The sequence below is a fragment of the Comamonas sp. C11 genome, from assembly GCF_024496285.1.
Taxonomy (GTDB): Bacteria; Pseudomonadota; Gammaproteobacteria; order Burkholderiales; family Burkholderiaceae_C; genus Comamonas; species Comamonas testosteroni_F.
Genome location: NZ_CP101743.1, coordinates 2,509,742 through 2,529,058 on the forward strand (window position 1 = coordinate 2,509,742; position 19,317 = coordinate 2,529,058).

Consider the following 19,317-nt stretch of genomic DNA (forward strand, 5'->3'; position numbering starts at 1 on the left):
CTTGGCTCAGCTGCCGGGCATGCCAAACAGGTCATGCGCATCCAGCAGGGCCCAGGCAATCTCGGGCCTGCGCTCCAGCCCCTTGCGGATCGCGGCGGGGATGCTCTGACGCGTTTTACGGCATAGACCGGGCATATCGCCGAGATCGATCTGGATGCCGCGCATGGTGCGCACCTCGTTGTTGCCGGGGGTGATGCGTATCTCCAGGCCCAAGAGCGCGTGAATGCGCTGCTGCATATGCTCGAGATCGACCAGGCTGCTGATGCTTTCCAGGCGCTGCAGCAGCTTTTTCTCTTCCTCGCGCGTGAGCTGCAGAATGCGCAGATCCGCGTCCGGCGTGCCAAGCAGCTGCTCACGTCGGCAGTCGCAGGCGCCGGGTGGGCATTCAACACGGATGGGCAGAGGGGGCGGCTGCATAGGGAGGCAGAGAAAACCAGGGGCAGATGCAAGCATGCTAAGGCCTGCAAGGCCTTGCCGCCAGTGGGGACAGGCCCGGGCAAGGCCTGCGTTTGCTGGCTTGCTAGCGGCGCCATAAGTGAATTCACTTGTCCCAGTTGCTCTCAGGTTTGCCTAGACTCAGGCATTATTGAGGGTTACTACTAAAAGTAGGGTGGCCTGATCTGCCCGCACCTACCAGAACGAAGGCCTGCATTGCCCGCTTCCCGGCAGCGCTGCAGCCGGGATGGGAACAATCACTTTTTATAGCGTCAAGCGCATTATTCATGCGTAATTCGCGATATTCTTCATGATAGAAATTCGGGATTTATCCCTGACATACCAAGGCCCCAAGGGCCCGGTGCACGCCTTGCGTGGCATCAATCTGGAAATCGCTTCGGGCGAGGTGTTCGGCATCATCGGCCGCTCCGGCGCGGGCAAAAGCTCGCTGGTGCGTTGCCTGAATCTGCTCAACCGCCCCACAGAAGGCAAGGTCATCGTCAACGGACGGGACCTCATGCAGCTGTCCGATGGCGAGCTGCGCGCCGCGCGCCGCGATATCGGCATGGTGTTCCAGCACTTCAATCTGCTGTCGTCCCGCACCGTGTATGACAACGTGGCCCTGCCGCTGGAGCTGGCCGGTATTTCCAAGGACGAGATATACCAGCGCGTGACGCCGCTGCTGGAACTGGTGGGCCTCGATCATCTGGCCGACCGCTATCCGGCCCAGATTTCCGGCGGCCAGAAGCAGCGCGTGGGCATTGCCCGGGCGCTGGCCAGCAACCCCAAGGTCCTGCTGAGCGACGAAGCCACTTCGGCACTGGACCCCGAAACCACACGCTCGATTCTGGATCTGCTGCGCAAGGTCAACCGCGAGCTGGGCGTGACCGTGGTGCTGATCACCCACCAGATGCTGGTGATCAAGCAGATCGCCGACCGCGTGGCCGTGATCGACGGTGGCGAGATTGCCGAACTGGGGCCTGTGATTGATGTCTTCACCCGCCCTCAGAAGACGATCACCAAGAGCCTGATCGACGAAATCGTGCCCCAGCAACTGCCCGAGTCGGTGATGACGCGCGTGAACCAGCTGGCCGCACAGTTGCAGGCCGGCCAGCAAGGCCAGCTGCTGCGCCTGTCCTATGCGGGCGAGAGCGCCTATCGGCCCATTTTGTCCCACCTGATTCGCGAACTGGGTCTGGACCTGTCGATTCTGCACGGCCAGATCGACGAGATTCAGGAGCAGACCTTTGGTTCGCTGGCTGTCTATGCCAGCGGCGAGGCAGCCAAGATTGATGCTGCCGTGGAGCACCTGCGTGCCAGCGGTGTGCAAGTGCAGATCGTGTCCAGCAAGGATTGAGAGCGATGTTTGAGAATTTTTCGGAAATGATGCTCCAGCTGTTGCTGGATTCCTTCTGGGAGACGCTGATCATGGTTGGCGTCTCGGGCCTGATTGGCGGTCTGATCGGTATTCCGCTGGGCGTCTTCCTGCGCCTGACCGACCATGGCGGCATCTTGCAGAACGGCCCGGCCAACAAGGTCGTGGGCTGGATCGTGAATGCGCTGCGCTCCACCCCCTTCATCATCTTGCTGGTGGCCATCATTCCGCTGACGCGTCTGATCACGGGTTCCTCCATCGGTACCTGGGCGGCCGTGGTGCCGTTGACGATTGCTGCAGCGCCTTTTGTGGCCCGGCTGGTGGAAACCGCCTTGCGAGAGGTCGATGGCGGTCTGATCGAAGCGGCCCAATCCATGGGCGCGACCACCGGCCAGATCGTCTGGAAGGTGCTGCTGCCCGAGGCGCTGCCTGGCATCGTCGCAGGTCTGACCATCAGCTTCGTCAGCCTGACCGGCTACTCGGCCATGGCAGGCGCCATCGGCGGTGGTGGCCTGGGCGACCTGGGTATTCGCTACGGCTACCAGCGCTTCTTGCCCGACGTGATGCTGGTCGTGGTGATCATCCTTATCTTCTTTGTGCAAGCCATTCAAAGCCTGGGCGACTGGGCCGTGCGCCGTCTGAGCCATCGCTGAGCCGTGCCGTACATTACAAAAAATTAAGAAAAGGGTTGCTGCCTGGAAACAGGCGCCGCCCTAAAATGCAGGTTCAAGATTTTTTGAAAGGCCGCTCTTGCTCAAGGGCGGCCATGATTTTTTCTGGGTAGATAACAGCAAATGATGGATGGTTTGATTACCGGCCGACTGACCGGCATCCCCGAGAGTCGCGTAGACCGAAACCGCCGCCCCTATATGGTGGCCCGCATGCGAGCCAATGCAGGCGACGGCTCCTCGATTCCCGTGAATATCGTCGCTTTCGACAACGCACCTTGCGCCGTGCTGCGCAGCCTTTCCGAAGGCGATGCGATTGCCTTGCGTGGCAGTTTCACGCCCAAGGTCTGGATCGACAGGCAAGACGAGTCCCATGCTGTGCTCGACGTGGTGGCCCAGCAAGTGCTGGCAGCCCCTACGATGTCCGATCTTTGACAGCCTGCGCACGCAGACAAGCCCGCCACCGTGAAGGAGCGGGCTTTTTTGTGGGTGCTTGGGTTGCCGCATGCAAGACGTTACGGCTTGCATTGTCAATCTGTAGTTTGCATCTGAGCAATCTGTCTAAGAAACAGCGCTCCGCCACATGAAACTGACGCTACAGTCTTAGCCACTCTCAATCTTCCGCACAAGGAATCTGCATGTTGAACAAGCGCTCGCTTTTGCGCACCACATTGGCCGTGGCTGCAGCGGCCACCTTGGGTTTTGCCGCCCAGGCCCAGGACAAGACCATCAAAATCGGCGTGACCGCCGGCCCCCACGCGCAGATCATGGAAGTGGTCAAAAAAGTTGCTGCCAAGAATGGTTTGAACCTCAAGGTCATCGAGTTCGGCGACTATGTCCAGCCCAATGCGGCGCTGGCTGCAGGCGACCTGGATGCCAACAGCTACCAGCACCGCCCCTATCTGGATGCTCAGCTCAAGGATCGTGGCTACAAGATCAGCTGGGTGGCCGATACGGTGAATTTCCCCATCGGCATCTACTCCAAGAAGATCAAGGCTTTGTCCGAACTCCCCACCGGCGCCAAGTTCGGCCTCCCCAATGACCCCACCAATGGCGGCCGCGCGCTGCTGCTGCTGCAGGCCCAGGGTCTGATCAAGCTCAAGGAGGGTGCTGGCCTGAAGGCGACGCCCCTGGATGTGGTGTCCAACCCCAAGAAGCTCAAGTTCGTCGAGCTGGATGCGGCCCAATTGCCACGTTCGCTGGACGATCTGGATGCCTCCACCGTCAACACCAACTTCGCGATCTCGGCTGGTCTGAACCCCAAGAAGGATGCGATTGCACTGGAGTCGGCCAAGAACCCCTATGTGAACATCATGGTGGTGCGCGATGCCGACAAGAATCAGCCCTGGGTCGCCCAGCTGATCAAGTCCTATCACTCCGATGAGGTGCGCCAGTTCATCGACAAGGAATTCAAGGGCTCGGTCTTCCCGGCGTTCTAGAAGCTCCCCCTGAGGGGACGACAGCATTGCTGCGCGGCGGCGCTTGCTGGCTGTCTCTTTGATGGGGCATGCCTGACTGAGGGCATGGAACTAAGCGCTGCACCTGCAGCGCTTTTTTGCTCTCTTGTTGATAGCTGCATGCGCTGGCTGCACATTGATTTTCGCTTCTTTCTATGGAAAACCATTTAATCACTGGCGCTGGCAGCTATTGTTTTTTGCTTATTCCATGACCTGAAACCATTCAGCCAGCGCTGCACGAGTGGTCTGGGTCTGGTTGACGGGAGCGGTCTCGTCGGGCCATCCCAGGGCCAGGCCGCAGACGATGTGCTTGTTTTCGGCCAGACCCAGCACGCGGCGCACGGTGGCCGGGTACGAGGCCAGGGCACCGATGGCGCAGCTGCCCAGGCCCATGGCGGCGGCAGCCAGCTGCAGGCCGTAGAGCATCATGCCCAGATCCATATAGCCGCCGGGACCGTAATGGGCGTCGATGGTGACGACCAGCGCCACGGGCGCATCGAAGAAGCGGTAGTTGCGCGCAAACTGTGCTTCGCGCCCCGCGCGGTCGTCGCGCGCCACGCCCAGTGCGCCGTAAAGCGCCTGGGCCGAAGCCACCTGGCGCTTGCGCAGCTGCATGGGCATGGGACGTGGAAAGTAGGCGTAGTCCTCGCATTCGGGCACCTGGCTTTCAACGTCCTGCAGCAGGGCCGCAGTCAGCTGCTCGCGCAGCTTGCCGCGTACCGCAATCAGCTGGCCTGGTTGCAGATTGCCGCCGCTGGGCGCCTGGCGCGCCGTCAGCAGCAACTGCTGCAGCAGCGCATCAGGCACGGCATCGGGCAGGAAAGCACGTGTGGAGCGGCGCTGCTGCATCAGCGCCATGCCTGCGGGCAAGTCGGCGCTTTCAAGTGTTGTGGCGGCTGAACCGTTGCTGGACATGAGGTAGTAGCTATCAAAAATGAATTCAGGGAGCGGCTTGCAGCCATTGCACCAGGGTTGCTGCGCCGATGCCGCCGGCTCCGGCAATGGCCGCCAGACCGAGCGCGGTGCCGGTTGTCGATGAGCGGGCCTGAAGCTGGAGCTGAGCCAGGCAGCGCACCAGCGCAATCGCGCCTGAGGCACCGATCGGGTGGCCGCGCGCCAGGCCGCCGCCCGCGCTGTTGATTTGCTCGGGCTCAAGGCCCATGGCGGCGCAAAAGGCCAGGCCTTGCACGGCAAAGGCGTCATGCAGTTCGATGACTGACAGCTCTCGCGCCAGCAATGGTGGTTTGCGCGGCTTCGCCAGTGCATGGCTGCCTCGGGCCAGCGCCATCTGCGCTGCGGCAATGGCGGCCAGCAACGGTGTTTCCGGCGCGGCACCCACGCTGGCGCTGGCCAGCCATTGTGCGCGGGGCTGCAGATTCCAGCGGGCGCAGGCCTCGGGCGTGGCCAGCAAAAGCAGGGCCGCGCCATCGGCCTTGGCCGAAATGGTCAGCGCACTGAGCGCATGGGCGGCGATATCGCCGGGACTGGCGGTCTGGCTGCAGCCCCGGGCCGCCACCGGCATGCGCGCGGCACGTGCGGGCTGCAGCGCGCGCGGATAGGCGTCGGCCGCAAGCCCGGCCACAGGCACGATTTCAGGGGCGAGCAGCGCCTGGGCGGCCAGGGCCCGTCTGTGACTCAGCAGCGCATACTGCTCCTGCTGGCTGCGGCTGAAGCCATGCGTGAGCGCATAGTCGGCCGCCGATTGCAACATATCGGGGTCGCGCTCGGGATCGGGGGCAAATGGCGGGCGCTCGTAGCCCTGGGCTTGCTCGCCGGGGTGCAGCGGGCGGGTCTGGCGAATGGGGGCGCGGCTCCAGGCCTCGATGCCGCCGGCAATCACCACCTCGGCCTGACCCGATTGCAGCAGACCCACTGCCATGGCCACCGCATCCAGGCCCGAGCAGCACTGGGTATCGATGGTGTGTGCGGCGCAACTGTCGGGCAGGCCGGAGGCCAGTGCCAGCATGCGCGCCGGGTTGCCGCCGGCGCCCAGGGCGTTGCCGATGACGACCGCGTCCACGGCATGGGCCGGCAAGCCGCTTTGCTGCAGCAGTGACAGCAGCAGCGGCCGGCCCAGTTCATGGGGACTGAGCCGGGCCAGGGCCGAGCCTATCGGAGCCACCGGGCTGCGGGCCCAGGCAATGATGGGGGACTTGCTTGGCATGGGCCTCAACTCTGCCACGGCCGCAATGCGGGGAACTGGGCAGGGGATATGCCAGCATCGGCAGGCGCTGTCATCCGGGTGCGCAGGGCCTGGGCCAGCTGGTTGTGGTCGGTCTTGCCGCTGGCTGTCTGCGGCCAGTGCTCGCAGATCCACCACTGGCGGGGCACCTTGAAGGCTTCGGTGCGCTCACGCAGCCACTGGTTCAGCTCCAGGGCCGAAGGCGTCTCGGTCTGCGGCCTCCATTGCAGCACCGCGTGTACCTGCAGGCCGCGCAGCGCATCGGCCTGGCCGTGCAGCGAGACCTGGGCAATCGCCGGGTGGCTGGCCAGCAGGTTCTCCACTTCCTCGGGAAACAGGTTCTTGCCCTGGGTGACGATCATGCGGCTCTGGCGGCCTGCCAGGCACAGCATGCCGCGTTCGTCGATATGGCCCATGTCGCGCACGGACAGCCAGTCGCCATCGCGCAGCACGGCCGTGGCGTCATGGGCGTCGCCCACATAGTCCATGAACAGCATGGGGCTGCGGATATAGATCAGGCCGTCGCTGGCGTGGCTGGTGCCATGCTCGGCCAGCGCATTTTCTGGGGCATCGCTGCCGGTGGGGCGAATGGATAGCTCCACATTGCTGAACGGTCTGCCCACGGCCTGCGGGCCGCTGGCTTCGTCGGCATCCATCCAGGCCACAAAACTGGCCTCGGAGGCGCCATAGAACTCGATGATGCGGGCCTTGGGGAACAGGGCGCGCAGCGCCGGCGTGTGGGCACGCATCCAGCGCGCGCCGCTGATGGTGATCAGCTCGACCTCGGGAATCGGTGCGAGCTGTCGATGTTCTGCCCATTGCAGCATCAGCAGCAACTGGCTGGGCACGGCGACAAGACAGGGGGTATCGCCGCGAGCCAGGGTTGCAAGACAGCGCGAGGCCGAGAACTTCTCCTGCATGACGGCGCCGCAGCCATACCAGATGCCTTGCATGGCCCCGAACAGAAACAGCGAGTGCGAGATGCGCCCCGGTGCCAGCGTGCGCTGGGCGACGACGGGGCCGAAATCCTGCAGGCCGACGCGAAAGCTCTCCGTCCACGAGAGGTGATGGCGCTTGAAGCCCTTGGGCAGGCCGGTGCTGCCCGAGGTAAAGCCGGTATAGAAGGCGGCTGTCGGTGCTGCCGATTCCAGTTCGCAGGGCTGCTTGGGCAGCCAGCTTTCAATGCGCTGGCGCACGGCCGGTTGCCAGTCGGGGTCAGCGACAGCCGCGCAGCGGCCGCTGTGGATCACGGCCAGAAAGTCCACCAGTCGCTCCAACGTGGAGCGGCTGGCGTCCAGCAGCAACATTTGCGGTGCGCGTTGCGCGACCAGACGTGCCGAGCGCTGCTCGACCTCCGCATTCAGCCTGCCAAAGGTCCAGGAATCGGCCTCACTCTGCAATGCCACCGCATCGGGCCGGTGCTGCGCCCAATGGGCCAGCGGGCCATGCACCAGCTGCCACAAGCCCTGCAGCGGCGCTGCTGTGGACAGCGCGTTCACCGGCGACCGCCAAAGCGCCAGTCAGGCATTCCGCGCGCCACAGTGTGGACGATGATGGCGCAGAGAACACATTTGATGAAGTCGCCGGGCACAAAGGCCAGCGTCACGGCAAAGGCCTGACTCAGGCTCATCTTGGCGACCAGCATCAGGCCCAGCACGCCAAAGGCATGCAGGCACAGCAGGCCGCCAATCAAGGAGGCGATGAACGCACTCAGCGCCGTGCGACGCGGCGTGCTCTGCGGCAGGGCGGCCATGATGGCGCCAGTAATGCCTGCGGCCAGCATATAGCCGACCAGATAGCCGGCAGACGGTGCCATGAAGACGCCGATGCCGCCGCGGCCGCCAGACAGCAGGGGCAGGCCCACGGCCACGGCCGCGAGAAACAGCGCCATGGCCTGCAGGCCGCGCCAGGGCCCGAGCATGACGCCTGCCAGCATCACGCCCAGCGATTGGATGGTGATGGGCACGCCGAGCGGCAGGTCGATCTTGGGAATCAGGCCCATCACGGCCATCAGCGCCGCGAACAGAGATACCTGAGCCATGGAGCGTGCGCCGCCGCGCGATACGGTGTGAGAGGGAGTGGTAGTCATCAACGATCTCCTAGAAACCCAGTCTTGCCCAGAGGGCGTCGGCTACACGGCGCGTGGCCTGCAGCATATGAATCGTCAGCGGTGCAATCAGGCGCAGGCCGCCGCTTTTGCCGGTGCGCAGGCGGTATGCCTCGTCCAGCTTTGTCCATTGCACAAAGAAATGTTCGGTAAAGCGCAGCATGAGTGCAAGCTGCATGGCCACGCGCTCGGTGGGGATGCCCAGGCGGGCCAGCGGGGCCAGCAGCCATTCCAGTACCTCGACCAGATCGCTGGGGCGTGTGGTGATGGTCAGCGCAATACCCAGGGTCGAGGCGCAGACCAGCCGCAGACTGCCGAGGGCTGCCAGCACAGGGTTGCCCATGAAGACATGAAAACCCGCCACCAGCAGCGCCGCGACGATGACCGAGCGCATCAGCCGGCGCGCCACCTGCGTGGCCTGGCCCAGCGATATCCAGAGCATCAGGCAGGCCGCGCCGCAGCCCGCCAGCACCCAGGGGTTGGCTATCAGGAACAGCAGCGTGCCAAAGACCGCCAGCAGCAAGAGCTTGAAGCCGGCCGACCAGCGATGCAGCCAGGTCGCAACTTCGCTATAGAGGCTACCCATGCAGGTCTCCGTGCGCGCTTTTCTTCAGCAACAGCTCCCGCACTGAGGTCTCGTAGGCGCTGCAGATGTCGCGGCCCGGGCCGTCGCCACGCAGTCGGCCTTGCTCCAGCCAGATCACACGCTCAAAGTCGCGCACATGGTCGAGCACATGGGTGGAGACCAGCACCTGTTGAGGTGCGGTGGCAATATCCTGGGCCAGGCGGGCCTGACCGGGCAGGTCCAGGCTGGCGAAGGGCTCGTCCAGCAGCAGCAGTTGCGGCGCGGCAATCAGCAGCGAGAGCCAGCATACCTGCTGGCGCTGGCCCTGGCTCAGACTGGTGACAGCACGCTCGGCCCAGTGGGCCAGGCCGCGCGCGGCCAGCAACTCGCGCGCCCAGGCTCTGGCCTGTTGCTTGTTCAGGCCCTGGGGACGCAGTCCCAGCGCCAGTTCTTCCTCCACGGTGGGGAAGATGATCTGGTCGTCCGGGTTCTGGAACATCAGGCCGATCAGGCCGGGCTTGTGCTGGCGCGCCTGCAGCAAGGGCATGCCGTCCACCAATACCTGTCCGGCTTGAGGCAGCTCAAGTCCGCAAAGCAGGCGGAACAGGCTGGATTTGCCCGCGCCGTTGTTGCCTATCACGCCGATGCGCTTTTGCGTCAGGCTTAGGTTCAGGCCGTCAAACACCTGGGTCTGGCCACGCTGCAACCGGATATCGACCAACTGCACGCCCTGTTGGTTAGGGCTTTGCAAACCGTCGCTCATGCACCCGCTCCTGCTGCGGCAAGGGCAGGGCTGCAAGACGCCGGGCTGGAATGTGGATGGCAAGAAACGAAAAGGGCTGACATACGGGGACGAATCTGAAACCTGCCCCGGCTTCAAACATGCGAGGCAGCGTTGGTGGCGGATTCTAGCGCTGTGAATTTGCTTTCAAAAGACTGCCATCTGAGCTCTTTTCAGGTGAATTTCCTATAAGAAATGATTTCTTTGCCGGGGATCGGCACCGGTTGCCGTTTGCCCTGCATTTCGTGGCAGTTGCATGCCTGATGGCAGCGTGTTGCATAGTGAAGGAGTTCTGTGTGCTGTTCTTTCCTGTTTCAGCGGCTAACTTCGTTCAATTTTCATGGGAGCAGGCTTGAAGATTCATGCGGTTGGCCGTGGATAGCCCTGTTTTGACGTGGCTTGCATGGCTGACGAGCCCCAGCTTGTTGCAGGCGTCTGCCGCCAGGCCGGAAAATCGGCGCGGAATTGGCGGCTTTCGGGCTTAGGCAGGCAGTTTGCAGGCAGCAAATATTTTTCTGAAAAAAATCGTCTTTGATCTGTCCGGACATGAAAAAAGCGGGCACAGGGCCCGCTTGCTGCTGTCCGGCAAAGCCGGATGACATGCCTAGAACTGGTAGCTGAGGCTGGTTCCGGCCATCCATTGGCGCCCCGGGGCCGGCTCGTAATAACGTCCGTTGCCTTCGTTGACGATGACCGAGCCCACATAGTTCTTGTCCGCCAGATTGTCGACGCGGGCAAAAGCACTGAGCTTCCAGGCGCCCAGACGCCGGGTGTAGCCAACGCTCAGGCTGGCCACGTTGTAGCTGGGGGCATAGACCTGGTTTTTGTCGTTGGCGGCAATACGGCCCACATGACGCCAGTCCAGGCCCACACGCCAGTCGGTGGCGGGAAGCCATTCCAGCCCCAGATAGCCCAGATTTCTGGCCGCGCCGGCAATGCGGTTGCCGGCGGGAATGCAGTCCTGGCCCTTGCTGTCGCAGTAACCGCTGCGCAGGCTGGCGTCGAGTAGCGTCAGCGCGCCGTTCAGTCGCAGCTGGGGCGTCAGCCAGGTGCTGCCGCTCAGCTCCATGCCGCGGCGGCGTGTCTTGCCGGCGTTCTGATAAGAGGTGCGGCCGTTGTCGTTGCTGGCCACCACGATTTCATTGTCGGTGCTCGTCTGGAACAGCGCTGCAGACCAGTCGCCGCGCAGGCCGGCCACATTGAAGCGCTGCTTGATGCCCAGCTCGGCACTGGTCGATACCGCAGGCTTGAGGCCGAAGTTCAGGCCGCCGACCAGATCGGGGCGGTACGAGATCTCGTTGAAGGTCGGTGTTTCCATGCCGCGGCCCAGCGAGGCATAGATATTGGTGTCCTGATTGAGTTCGTGCTGCAGCGAAACCACCGGCAGAAGCCTATGGAATCCGGCATTGCCGCTATCGTCCTTGTCGGCCAGGAAATGGTCGCGCGATTGGAACTGCACATTGCTCCAGCGCAGGCCGGCATCGAGCTTCCAGTGCGGTGCAAAGGCCCAGGAGGCTTGCAGATAGGGATCGATGCTGGTGAGGGTATTGCGCTCGTCGCGCACCAGCTCGCCGACCACGCCCAGCTGGCTGCCGACAAAGTTCTTGTAGCCCTGGCGATCTTCCCTGACGGTATTGGCGGCCAGACCGGCAATCAGGCTCAGGCTGCCGCTGCCCAGCTCGTATTTGCCGCTCCAGCGCGCATCGATGCCGCCATAGTCGCGCCTGAGGCCGATCACCCCGCCTTTGTACTTGTCCTCAAGTTTGCTGCTGGGGGGGACAGACTGGAACTGCATCATTTCGCGCTGACCGGCATAGGCCATGAGGCGCAGCGCCTGGCCGCCGTCCAGCTGGCGCTCATAGGTCAGGCCGGCCTGGGTCTGCTTCACGCTTTTGCGCGAGTTCATTTTGATCGCATTGGCGTTGACGTCCTTTGGATTGAGGGCCCACTCGCTGGGTTTGATGCCGCCCGGGTCCTTGGCATCGATGTCCACATGGTTGGCCACCAGGGTCAATTGGCTGTATTCGTCAGGCTTGACGTCGATGCGGGCGTTGAACAGGTTTTTGTCCGCTGCGTTCTGGGCACGGTAGCCGTCGGTCAGAAAGCGGCTGGCGCTGATCACATAGCCAATCCCGTTGGCTTCGCCCTTGGCCTTGAGGCCCAGTCGCTTCTGGCCGTCGCTGCCCAGCGCAAAGCTGCTTTCCACCGAGGGCGCGCCCTCGCCGCGTTCGGTATAGGCATTGATCACGCCGCCCGAGGCATTGCCGTAGAGCGCGGAGTAGGGGCCGCGCAGAACTTCCACGCGCTCCAGCGAGGCGATATCGATATTGTTGGTCTGGCCCTGGCCATCGGGCATGGTGGAGGGGATGCCGCCCACATAGATCTGTATGCCGCGCACGCCGAAAGTGGAGCGCGCGCCAAAGCCGCGAATCGACAGCTGCAGGTCTTGCGCGTAGTTCTGGCGGTTCTGCAGCTGCAGGCCCGGAGCTGCGCTCAGGGATTCCGAGAGATTGACCTGCAGATTGCGCTCGCGCATGCGCTCGCCGTCGAGCACGGTGACGGATGCCGGGGTCTGCTCAAGCGCGGACTCCTGCAAGGTGCTGCGCACGGTGACTTCGGACAACTGGGGCAGGTCCGGCTGGGCGGCGGCTTGCTGGGCTGTTGCGGACTGTGCCGTTAGCAGCAGTCCGGCGGCGGCCACAGGCCAGCCTGCCAGATGACAAAGGCGCGAAAAATGCATGTGAATATCTCTGGGACTTGGGGCGGGCATTCAGTGCCCTGGATGGCTTGCAAGCTTTGCTGACGCCGTCCATCGCCACGACATGCCGCGCTTTCAGGCATGTCGTACCAGCACCATTGTCGGCGCCGCGGCAGGTTGCGTCTCAGACAGCTTGCGGAGCTGGGTCGATTGTATTTGGGCAGCAGTGTTTTGATGTTTTTGCCCTGGATGTCCTTCTTGTCCTTGCTGGAGCCTTACCCCAGGTTACAAGTGACGCGACTTTCATGCGGCAGCTCAGCCTCCTTGCAGCGATGCCGTTGGGGTAAGATGGCGCCGCGCTCCGGGGTGCACGCCAGTGCTGAGATCTACACCCGCGAACTTGACCCGGTTCATACCGGCGGAAGAAGAGCTTGCAAGCTGACCTCAGGGCAGTGCGTTCTCGCATGGTCAGCAAGCCTTCGGAGCATGATGTCCCCGCTCTCGAAGGAATTTCATGGACAAGGCCGCTTCGCTGGTCGCCGATCTGCTTGCTTTCATCGCAATGGATGACTGTACCGACGACCAGTTCAATCAACTCGCCCTGCGCCTTTTCGCCTACCAGTACGAATGCAATGCGCCGTTTCGCAGCTTTTGCCAGCGACGCGGCGCCACGCTGCGCAATGTCAGGAGCTGGCGCGATGTTCCGGCCGTGCCCATCGATGCCTTCAAGGCCATGGAACTGCGCAGCGAGCCGCCGTCGCCCGCCGAGCGCGTATTCATGACCAGCGGCACCACGGGCCGCGCCGCACGTGGACGTCATTTCCATCCGCAGCTCGAGGTCTACGACCTGTCCATGAAGCGCTATTTCTCCAGGCGTTTCATGCAGGGTCTGGAGCGCATGTCCATGGGCATTCTGTTTCCCGATGAGCAGGCCATGCCCAATTCCTCGCTGGCTCACTATCTGGCCTTGGCCCGGTCCGAATTCGGTTCGGCCGGCAGCCGCTACTACCTGAACTCGGAAGGGCTGGACATGCCGGCCCTGTGTGCCGCGCTGGCAGAGTCCGAGCGCAGCGGCCAGCCCTTTGCCCTGCTGGGCGCGAGCTTCAGCCTGGTCCATGTGATGGATGCCCTGCGTGCGCAGGGCCGCAGCTTTCGCCTGCCCGCAGGCAGCCGCGTGCTGGATACGGGTGGCTACAAGGGGCAGTCGCGCGAGCTGCCGCTCGAGCAGTTCTATGCCGAGCTTTCCCAGCTGCTGGGCGTGCCCCGCAGTCTGTGCATCAATATGTATGGCATGACGGAGCTGAGCACCCAGTTCTATGACGATGGCAATGCGGTGCTGCCTTCGGTCAAGTCCGGTCCGCACTGGATCCGTTCGCGTCTGGTCGAGCCGATCACCGGCAGGGACGTGGCAGCTGGTGAGCGCGGCATTCTGGTGCATTGCGATCTGGCCAACTACAACGCGGTGACCACCATCCTGACCGAGGATGTGGGCCTGTGGGCCGGCCAGCAGGAAAAAGACGGCTTTTTGCTGCTGGGGCGGGCCGAGGGTGCCGCAGCCAAGGGCTGCTCGCTGGCGGTTGAAGAGTTTGTGAAAGCTGCCGGCGCATGAGCGAGCAGCGCAAGCTACAGCGCATCAGGGCTGGCTATCTGCCTGGCCTCGGCGATGATGAAGTGCAGTGGCAGACGCTGGACTTCAAGTCTGGGAACGGCCGGGGGCTGGAAGTCTGCGTTCCCGTGCTGACGGCGCCGCAGATGCAGGCACTGGCCAGTCGTGTGCGTACAGCTGCGGCCATCCATCTGCGTCCCATGCCGGTGGCCGAGATCATCGATGCCGTCGATCGTGCGATGGCCCGTCTGCTGGATCGCAACGATATCTACCGCCAGCAGGCTGAAGCCTGGCTGCCCGTGGTCAGCGGCTATGACGCCGATATGGTGCGGTTGGGGCTGACAGGATTTTTCAAGACCTTTCGTGCGGCGCAGCTCAAGCGCTTTGTGGCCGAGGATTTTGCCAATCCGGCAGTACTCGATGGTTTTCAACCGACAGCCAAGGGCGGGGCCGTACGTGCTTTCGGCCCGGATCTGCTGGTGCATAGCTGGGCTGGCAACGTGCCTGCGCTGTCACTGTGGAGTCTGATCTGTGGCTTGCTGGTCAAGGCCCCTGCGATTGGCAAGCTGGCCAGTGCCGAGCCCTTGTTTGCGGGATGGTTTGCGCGCTTGCTGGCCGAGGTCCACCCGCCGCTGGCCGATTGCCTGGCCGTGGTGTGGTGGCGCGGTGCAGGTGGCGAAGAGGCCGACGCTCTCTATGCCCAGGCCGATACGGTGCTGGCCTATGGCGGCAACCAGACGCTGGATGCGCTGCGCCGTCGCCTGCCCGTGACGACGCGCTTTTTGCCCCATGGCCACAAGCTGGGCTTTGGCCTGATCGGCGCGCAGGCGCTGGATACGCTCAAGGCTCCGGCCATGGCAAGGCTGGCAGCCTGGGACGTGATGCGCTACGACCAGCAGGGCTGCTACTCGCCCCATGTGTTCTATGTACAGAGTGGAGCGCCGATCTCGCCGCGTGCTTTTGCCGACTATCTGGCGGCCGAGCTTGCCAATCTGCAGCGACGATTCGCACGCCGCGAGCTGGATCTGGAAGAAGGGGCGGCGCTGGCCCGCTGGCAGCAGAACATGGAGTGGGGCGGTGAAGCTCACCAACTGCTGGGGCCTGTGGATGCGCCTTGGAGCGTGGCCTACAGCGAGAGTCTTCAGCCTCTGGCACCGACAGCGCTGTACCGCACGATTGCCGTGGTGGCTGTGGATCGGCTCGATGCCGTGCTGCCCGTGGTGGCCGCTCAGCGTGACTATCTGCAGACCGCCGGCATTGCGGCCGGTCCCGAAGAGCTGTACCGCCTGGCCGGGCTGCTGGGTGCGGCCGGCGTCACGCGTATCAGCGCCATCGGCTCCATGAGCATGCCCGAGGCGGGTTGGCACCATGACGGGCGCTTCAACCTGCTGGATCTGGTGCGCATGACGGAGATCGAGCAGTCGGCAGAACTGGCGGCCCAGCCGCTGGCCTCTTATGCGGACTGAGGGAGTGGAAACCGCCGTGGCATTCATGGAGTTCAAGCAGGCTCGATTCAGCTACCCGGGACGAGCGCCCGTGGTGGATGGCGTGGACTGGCAGGTCGGGGCCGGAGAGTTTCATTGCCTGCTGGGGCGCAGCGGCTGCGGCAAGACCACGCTGCTCAAGCTGGCGGCTGGCCTGATCAGGCCCCAGTCGGGGCATGTCTTGCTGCGCGGCAGCGAACTGGCAGCGCCGGGGCCGCAACTGGGCTTCATGTTCCAGGCTCCGACATTGCTGGATTGGCATACGGTGATCGACAATGTGCTGCTGCCCGTGTCGCTGCAGCGCAAACCCACGCAGCAGGATCAACAGGCGGCCATGCAATTGCTGGAGCAACTGGGTCTTGTCGCCCATGCCCGGCTTTACCCGGGGCAGCTCTCGGGCGGTCAGCAAAGTCGCGTGGCTCTGGCGCGAGCCCTGATTCTGGAGCCGCCGCTGCTGCTGCTCGACGAGCCTTTTGCGGCACTGGATGCCATCACGCGTGCCGAGCTGCAGGACGACTTGCTGCGCACCTGCCATAGGCATGGCACGACGGTGCTGTTTGTCACCCATGACATCAACGAGGCCGTCTATTTGGGCGACCGCATTGCACTCATGCATGGCGGCCGCATCGTGGACGATTGGTCGATAGAGCTGCCAGAGCCGCGGCAGCAAAGCATGCGCCATGGTGCGGCGTTCAACGACTATTGCGCGCGCATTCGGGCATCCATGGACCGGGGTGGCGCATGAGTGGCTTGCTGAACAGAACACACTGGCTATCTGCCTCGCTTTTGATAGCTGTTATCGCAATGTGGGAGCTGGCTGCGAGGCAATTTGGCTTGTCGGCGCTGGTGTTGCCTGCACCCTCGGCAGTGGCGCTGTCGCTGTGGTCGGGTCTGGCATCCGGCTATTTCTGGCCGCATCTCTGGGCGACCTTGCAGGCCTTGCTGCTGGGACTGCTCGTCGGCAGTGCCGTGGGCCTGCTGGCCGGCATGGCTCTGGCCGAGTCCGAGTTGCTGGAGCGCGTGCTCAAGCCCTATGTGGTGGTCAGCCAGGTCGTACCCAAGCTGGCCCTGGCGCCATTGTTTGTGCTGTGGTTCGGCTTCGGCATGTTGCCGACGGTGCTGATCACGGCGCTGATCTGCTTTTTCCCATTGATGGAAAACACATTGACGGGCCTGCGACAGGTGGATGCTCAGCGCCTGCAGCTGTTTCGCATGCTGGGCGCTACACGTCTGCAGACCTTGCTGCGCCTGAAGCTGCCGACCGGGCTGCCCGCGATCCTGGCCGGGCTGCGCGTGGCCGTCGTGCTGGCGCTGGTCGGTGCCGTGGTGGCCGAGTTCATGGGTGCCAGCCAGGGCCTGGGCGCCGTGGTCATCGCTGCCCAGGGAATGATGGACACCACGCTGATGTTTGCGGCGCTGGTGCTGATTGCCGCCATGGGCCTTCTGCTGTATCAGGCCTGCCTTGTTCTGGAGCGCTATTTGCTGCGCTCCCATCACTTCTCAACCTCGCAGTCGGGCGACCGGGCCTGACTGCATCTTCAAACCATTTGTCATGCACACCAGCAACCAGACTTCGTTCATCTCTCGTCGCAGCCTGCTCGGCGCCTGTGCAGGCCTGAGCGGCCTTGCCATGACCGGCACTAGCATGGCGGTTCCCCTGCAGGGCAAGATTCGTCTGGCCGGCTGGAGCAAGCCCATCAGCGAGATCACCAATATTCTGGTCGAGCCCGAAAAAGGCTTCTTCAAGGCGAACGGCGTGGAACTGGCCTATCTGCCCGGAGCGGGCGGCGGCGATGCAATCCGCAACATCCTCAGCGGCCAGGCCGACGTGGCGTTTACCGACCCAGGCTCCTTCTTCATGGCTCTGGACAAGGGCGAGAAGCTGGTGGCGATCTACGACATCTATCCGCAGAACGTGTTCAACGTGGTCTCGCTCAAGTCCTCGGGCATTCGCAAGCCCGCAGACCTCAAGGGCAAGAAGATCGGTGTCTACAGCCTTGCCAGCGGCACGCGCCAGAACCTGCTGGTGATGCTGCATCAGGCCGGTCTCAAGGAGTCGGATGTGAGCATTGTCGTGACCGGCCTGCTGAACTTTGCGCCCCTGATGCAAGGGCAGGTTGATGCGACTGCCGCCACGGATACCGGCCTGGCCGTGGGGCTGCGCAAGGGCATAGGGGAAGTCAACGTGATGCAGGTCAGCGACCACCTCAATATGTCCAGCGACATGTTTGTGGTGCGCGAGGAGGTGTTCCAGCAGAAGAAGGACTTGCTCAAGGCATTCGTCAAGGGCTACCGCGAAAGCGCTGCCTGGATGATGGCGAATCCCGAGGAGGCCTCGGTGCTGGCCAGCAAATATGCCATCGACGGCACGCGTCGCGACATCAATCTGGATGTGATCCGCCTGCGTAACGTCTCTTCCATGCCTGCAGTCCAGGGTCAGCCTCTGGGCAGCTTCGATCTGGCTGCGCTGCAAAAGGGTGCCGATGTCTACCGATCGCTGGGCATGGTGCAGCGTCAGATCAAGGTGGCGGATGTGGTTGTGCCGCTGTAAATCTCCCACTGAGGCGTGTTACCAGGGCGGCCCCGCGTCTTCCCCTCTCGCTGGGAGCCGGTGCCGCCAAGGGCCTTGCTTGCTGTCTCTTACTTGGGGCCTGCCAGTGTTTGAATGGAAATCGTGAATATGAGTCAGTCTTCTTCAATGGGCTTGCACGGCAAGGTGGTGCTGGTGACGGGCGCCAGCCGCGGCATCGGTGCGGCGATTGCACTGGCGTTTGCGCGTGAGGGTGCGACCGTGGCCGTCAACTACCTGTCCAATGACGAGGCTGCAGCCAGCACCGTGGATGCCTGCCTGGCCGCGGGCCAGGGCTCGGGGGGGGATGCCTGGGCGGTCAAGGCCGATGTGGGATCGCCCGATGCGGTGCAGGGCATGGTGGACGGCATAGTGCGCGAAGCGGGGGGCATCGACATCGTGGTCAACAACGCCTTCAGGCCCTATGCATTCGACCCGGAACGCCGCAGCCGTTTTGAGGATCTGCAATGGGCGGACTATCAGGCACAGTTCGACGGGGCTGTAGGCGCAAGCTTCAATGTCTGCCGTGCGGTGCTGCCGCTGATGCGCCAGCGCGCGCGCGGCAGCATTGTCAATATCGTCAGCAATCTGGTGGAGCAGCCTGTTGTCGCCTACCACGACTACACCACATCCAAGGGTGCTTTGCTGGCCTTCAGCCGCAATCTGGCCAGCGAGCTCGGGCCAGTGGGCATCCGCGTCAACTGTGTGGCGCCCGGTCTGGTCTATCCCACGCAGGGCACACAGGGCAGCAAGGAGTCTTTTCGTGAATCGCTGATGGCGGCCACGCCGCTGCGGCGGCTGGCACGGCCCGAAGATGTGGCAGGGCCGGTGCTGTTCCTTGCGTCGGAACTCAGCGGTTTCATGACCGGGCAACTGCTGCTTGTCGACGGCGGTCTGGTGATGCGCTGAGCTGCCGGGCAGTCAAGGCAAAGCCTGTCTGCCTTCTTGACCTTACTGTTTGGCAGATGCCTGGGCGTGATCCATCGCATCGATGATGGCCACGCCGGTCTGCTGTACGCCGGGGGCGTTGAAGCCCGGGCCAGGCGTGACGGCCGGGTGGCTGAGCAGCTTCTCGGTCATGCTGGGTGGCGCGGCAGGCGCGCTGACCTGTGCGGGGGCTGGCGGCTTGGTGGCTGGCTCGGGAACTGCCTGCTCGGTGGAGTTCAGATAGTCGTTGTAGCGCTTGTAGGCCTGACGGTCGGTACGGGTCTGCTCTTGCTGCTGCGAATGCTTGAGATATTGATAGGCGACCGTACCCAGAATCAGTGCTGCCACCAGAAACGCGGCAATAGCGGTGACGACGAGGTTTTCGTCGGAGCGCTGAGGCGCTTGATGGGTGGCGGTGGACATGGGGCGAGAAGCTGGCATCTGGGAAAACACGTCCGAGTCA

Annotated in this window: 19 protein-coding genes and 1 riboswitch; of the genes, 10 read left to right on the forward strand and 9 right to left on the reverse strand. The window is 63.4% G+C overall.

What is annotated here, in order from left to right; all coding sequences use genetic code 11:
* Nucleotides 1–6 precede the first annotated feature (6 nt).
* Nucleotides 7–417 carry a hypothetical protein gene (locus NOX35_RS11520; RefSeq protein WP_182287179.1) on the reverse strand — a complete coding sequence of 137 codons (411 nt, stop codon included), beginning with the start codon at nucleotides 415–417 and terminating at the stop codon, nucleotides 7–9.
* A 328-nt stretch (nucleotides 418–745) separates the two neighbouring features.
* Between NOX35_RS11520 and NOX35_RS11525 the strand changes: the two genes are divergently transcribed.
* The 4 genes from NOX35_RS11525 (at nucleotide 746) to NOX35_RS11540 (ending at nucleotide 3,917) form a co-directional block, all read left to right on the forward strand.
* Nucleotides 746–1,792: a methionine ABC transporter ATP-binding protein gene (locus tag NOX35_RS11525; protein ID WP_256496677.1), complete on the forward strand. Its 1,047-nt coding sequence runs from the start codon at nucleotides 746–748 to the stop codon at nucleotides 1,790–1,792.
* A 5-nt stretch (nucleotides 1,793–1,797) separates the two neighbouring features.
* Nucleotides 1,798–2,463, forward strand: coding sequence for a methionine ABC transporter permease (locus NOX35_RS11530; RefSeq protein WP_003070061.1), 666 nt, complete (start codon nucleotides 1,798–1,800; stop codon nucleotides 2,461–2,463).
* Between the two features lie 141 nt (nucleotides 2,464–2,604).
* Nucleotides 2,605–2,913: a single-stranded DNA-binding protein gene (locus NOX35_RS11535; protein ID WP_012838140.1), complete on the forward strand. Its 309-nt coding sequence runs from the start codon at nucleotides 2,605–2,607 to the stop codon at nucleotides 2,911–2,913.
* A gap of 203 nt (nucleotides 2,914–3,116) precedes the next feature.
* Entirely contained in the window at nucleotides 3,117–3,917 is an 801-nt protein-coding gene (locus NOX35_RS11540; protein ID WP_182286771.1) for a MetQ/NlpA family ABC transporter substrate-binding protein, read from the forward strand.
* A gap of 219 nt (nucleotides 3,918–4,136) precedes the next feature.
* On the opposite strand, the gene NOX35_RS11545 is transcribed toward NOX35_RS11540, so the two are convergent.
* From NOX35_RS11545 to NOX35_RS11575, 7 genes are all read right to left on the reverse strand, one after another.
* Nucleotides 4,137–4,850, reverse strand: a complete 714-nt coding sequence (locus NOX35_RS11545) for a nitroreductase (RefSeq protein ID WP_371878533.1) — start codon at nucleotides 4,848–4,850, stop codon at nucleotides 4,137–4,139.
* Nucleotides 4,851–4,875: 25 nt separating this feature from the next.
* Complete coding sequence (locus NOX35_RS11550; RefSeq protein ID WP_256496678.1) at nucleotides 4,876–6,099, reverse strand: acetyl-CoA C-acyltransferase; 1,224 nt, start codon at nucleotides 6,097–6,099, stop codon at nucleotides 4,876–4,878.
* 5 nt (nucleotides 6,100–6,104) lie between these two features.
* A complete protein-coding gene (locus tag NOX35_RS11555) occupies nucleotides 6,105–7,616 on the reverse strand; it encodes an AMP-binding protein (protein ID WP_256496679.1) in 1,512 nt (503 codons plus the stop codon).
* Complete coding sequence (locus NOX35_RS11560; protein WP_256496680.1) at nucleotides 7,613–8,206, reverse strand: biotin transporter BioY; 594 nt, start codon at nucleotides 8,204–8,206, stop codon at nucleotides 7,613–7,615. Before NOX35_RS11560 ends, NOX35_RS11555 begins: the two co-directional genes overlap by 4 nt.
* 10 nt (nucleotides 8,207–8,216) lie before the next feature.
* Nucleotides 8,217–8,810, reverse strand: a complete 594-nt coding sequence (locus NOX35_RS11565; protein ID WP_182286775.1) for an energy-coupling factor transporter transmembrane protein EcfT — start codon at nucleotides 8,808–8,810, stop codon at nucleotides 8,217–8,219.
* Nucleotides 8,803–9,552: an energy-coupling factor ABC transporter ATP-binding protein gene (locus NOX35_RS11570; RefSeq protein ID WP_256496681.1), complete on the reverse strand. Its 750-nt coding sequence runs from the start codon at nucleotides 9,550–9,552 to the stop codon at nucleotides 8,803–8,805. The genes NOX35_RS11565 and NOX35_RS11570 overlap by 8 nt, the downstream gene beginning before the upstream one ends.
* A gap of 622 nt (nucleotides 9,553–10,174) precedes the next feature.
* Complete coding sequence (locus NOX35_RS11575) at nucleotides 10,175–12,310, reverse strand: TonB-dependent receptor (RefSeq protein WP_256496682.1); 2,136 nt, start codon at nucleotides 12,308–12,310, stop codon at nucleotides 10,175–10,177.
* A gap of 310 nt (nucleotides 12,311–12,620) precedes the next feature.
* Nucleotides 12,621–12,712, forward strand: a riboswitch (TPP riboswitch).
* Nucleotides 12,713–12,782: 70 nt separating this feature from the next.
* Here NOX35_RS11575 and NOX35_RS11580 point away from each other — a divergent pair.
* The 6 genes from NOX35_RS11580 (at nucleotide 12,783) to NOX35_RS11605 (ending at nucleotide 18,836) form a co-directional block, all read left to right on the forward strand.
* Complete coding sequence (locus NOX35_RS11580) at nucleotides 12,783–13,877, forward strand: long-chain fatty acid--CoA ligase (RefSeq protein ID WP_182286778.1); 1,095 nt, start codon at nucleotides 12,783–12,785, stop codon at nucleotides 13,875–13,877.
* Nucleotides 13,874–15,340: an acyl-CoA reductase gene (locus tag NOX35_RS11585; RefSeq protein WP_256496683.1), complete on the forward strand. Its 1,467-nt coding sequence runs from the start codon at nucleotides 13,874–13,876 to the stop codon at nucleotides 15,338–15,340. Before NOX35_RS11580 ends, NOX35_RS11585 begins: the two co-directional genes overlap by 4 nt.
* 25 nt (nucleotides 15,341–15,365) lie before the next feature.
* Entirely contained in the window at nucleotides 15,366–16,103 is a 738-nt protein-coding gene (locus NOX35_RS11590) for an ABC transporter ATP-binding protein (RefSeq protein WP_232538255.1), read from the forward strand.
* On the forward strand, nucleotides 16,100–16,888 hold the full coding sequence (locus NOX35_RS11595) for an ABC transporter permease (protein WP_182286781.1): 789 nt from the start codon (nucleotides 16,100–16,102) through the stop codon (nucleotides 16,886–16,888). Before NOX35_RS11590 ends, NOX35_RS11595 begins: the two co-directional genes overlap by 4 nt.
* A gap of 22 nt (nucleotides 16,889–16,910) precedes the next feature.
* Nucleotides 16,911–17,909, forward strand: a complete 999-nt coding sequence (locus tag NOX35_RS11600) for an ABC transporter substrate-binding protein (RefSeq protein ID WP_256496684.1) — start codon at nucleotides 16,911–16,913, stop codon at nucleotides 17,907–17,909.
* A gap of 129 nt (nucleotides 17,910–18,038) precedes the next feature.
* On the forward strand, nucleotides 18,039–18,836 hold the full coding sequence (locus NOX35_RS11605) for an SDR family oxidoreductase (RefSeq protein ID WP_182286783.1): 798 nt from the start codon (nucleotides 18,039–18,041) through the stop codon (nucleotides 18,834–18,836).
* A 42-nt stretch (nucleotides 18,837–18,878) separates the two neighbouring features.
* Here NOX35_RS11605 and NOX35_RS11610 read toward each other — a convergent pair whose 3' ends face one another.
* Nucleotides 18,879–19,277, reverse strand: a complete 399-nt coding sequence (locus NOX35_RS11610; RefSeq protein WP_182286784.1) for a hypothetical protein — start codon at nucleotides 19,275–19,277, stop codon at nucleotides 18,879–18,881.
* Between the last annotated feature and the right edge of the window lie 40 nt (nucleotides 19,278–19,317).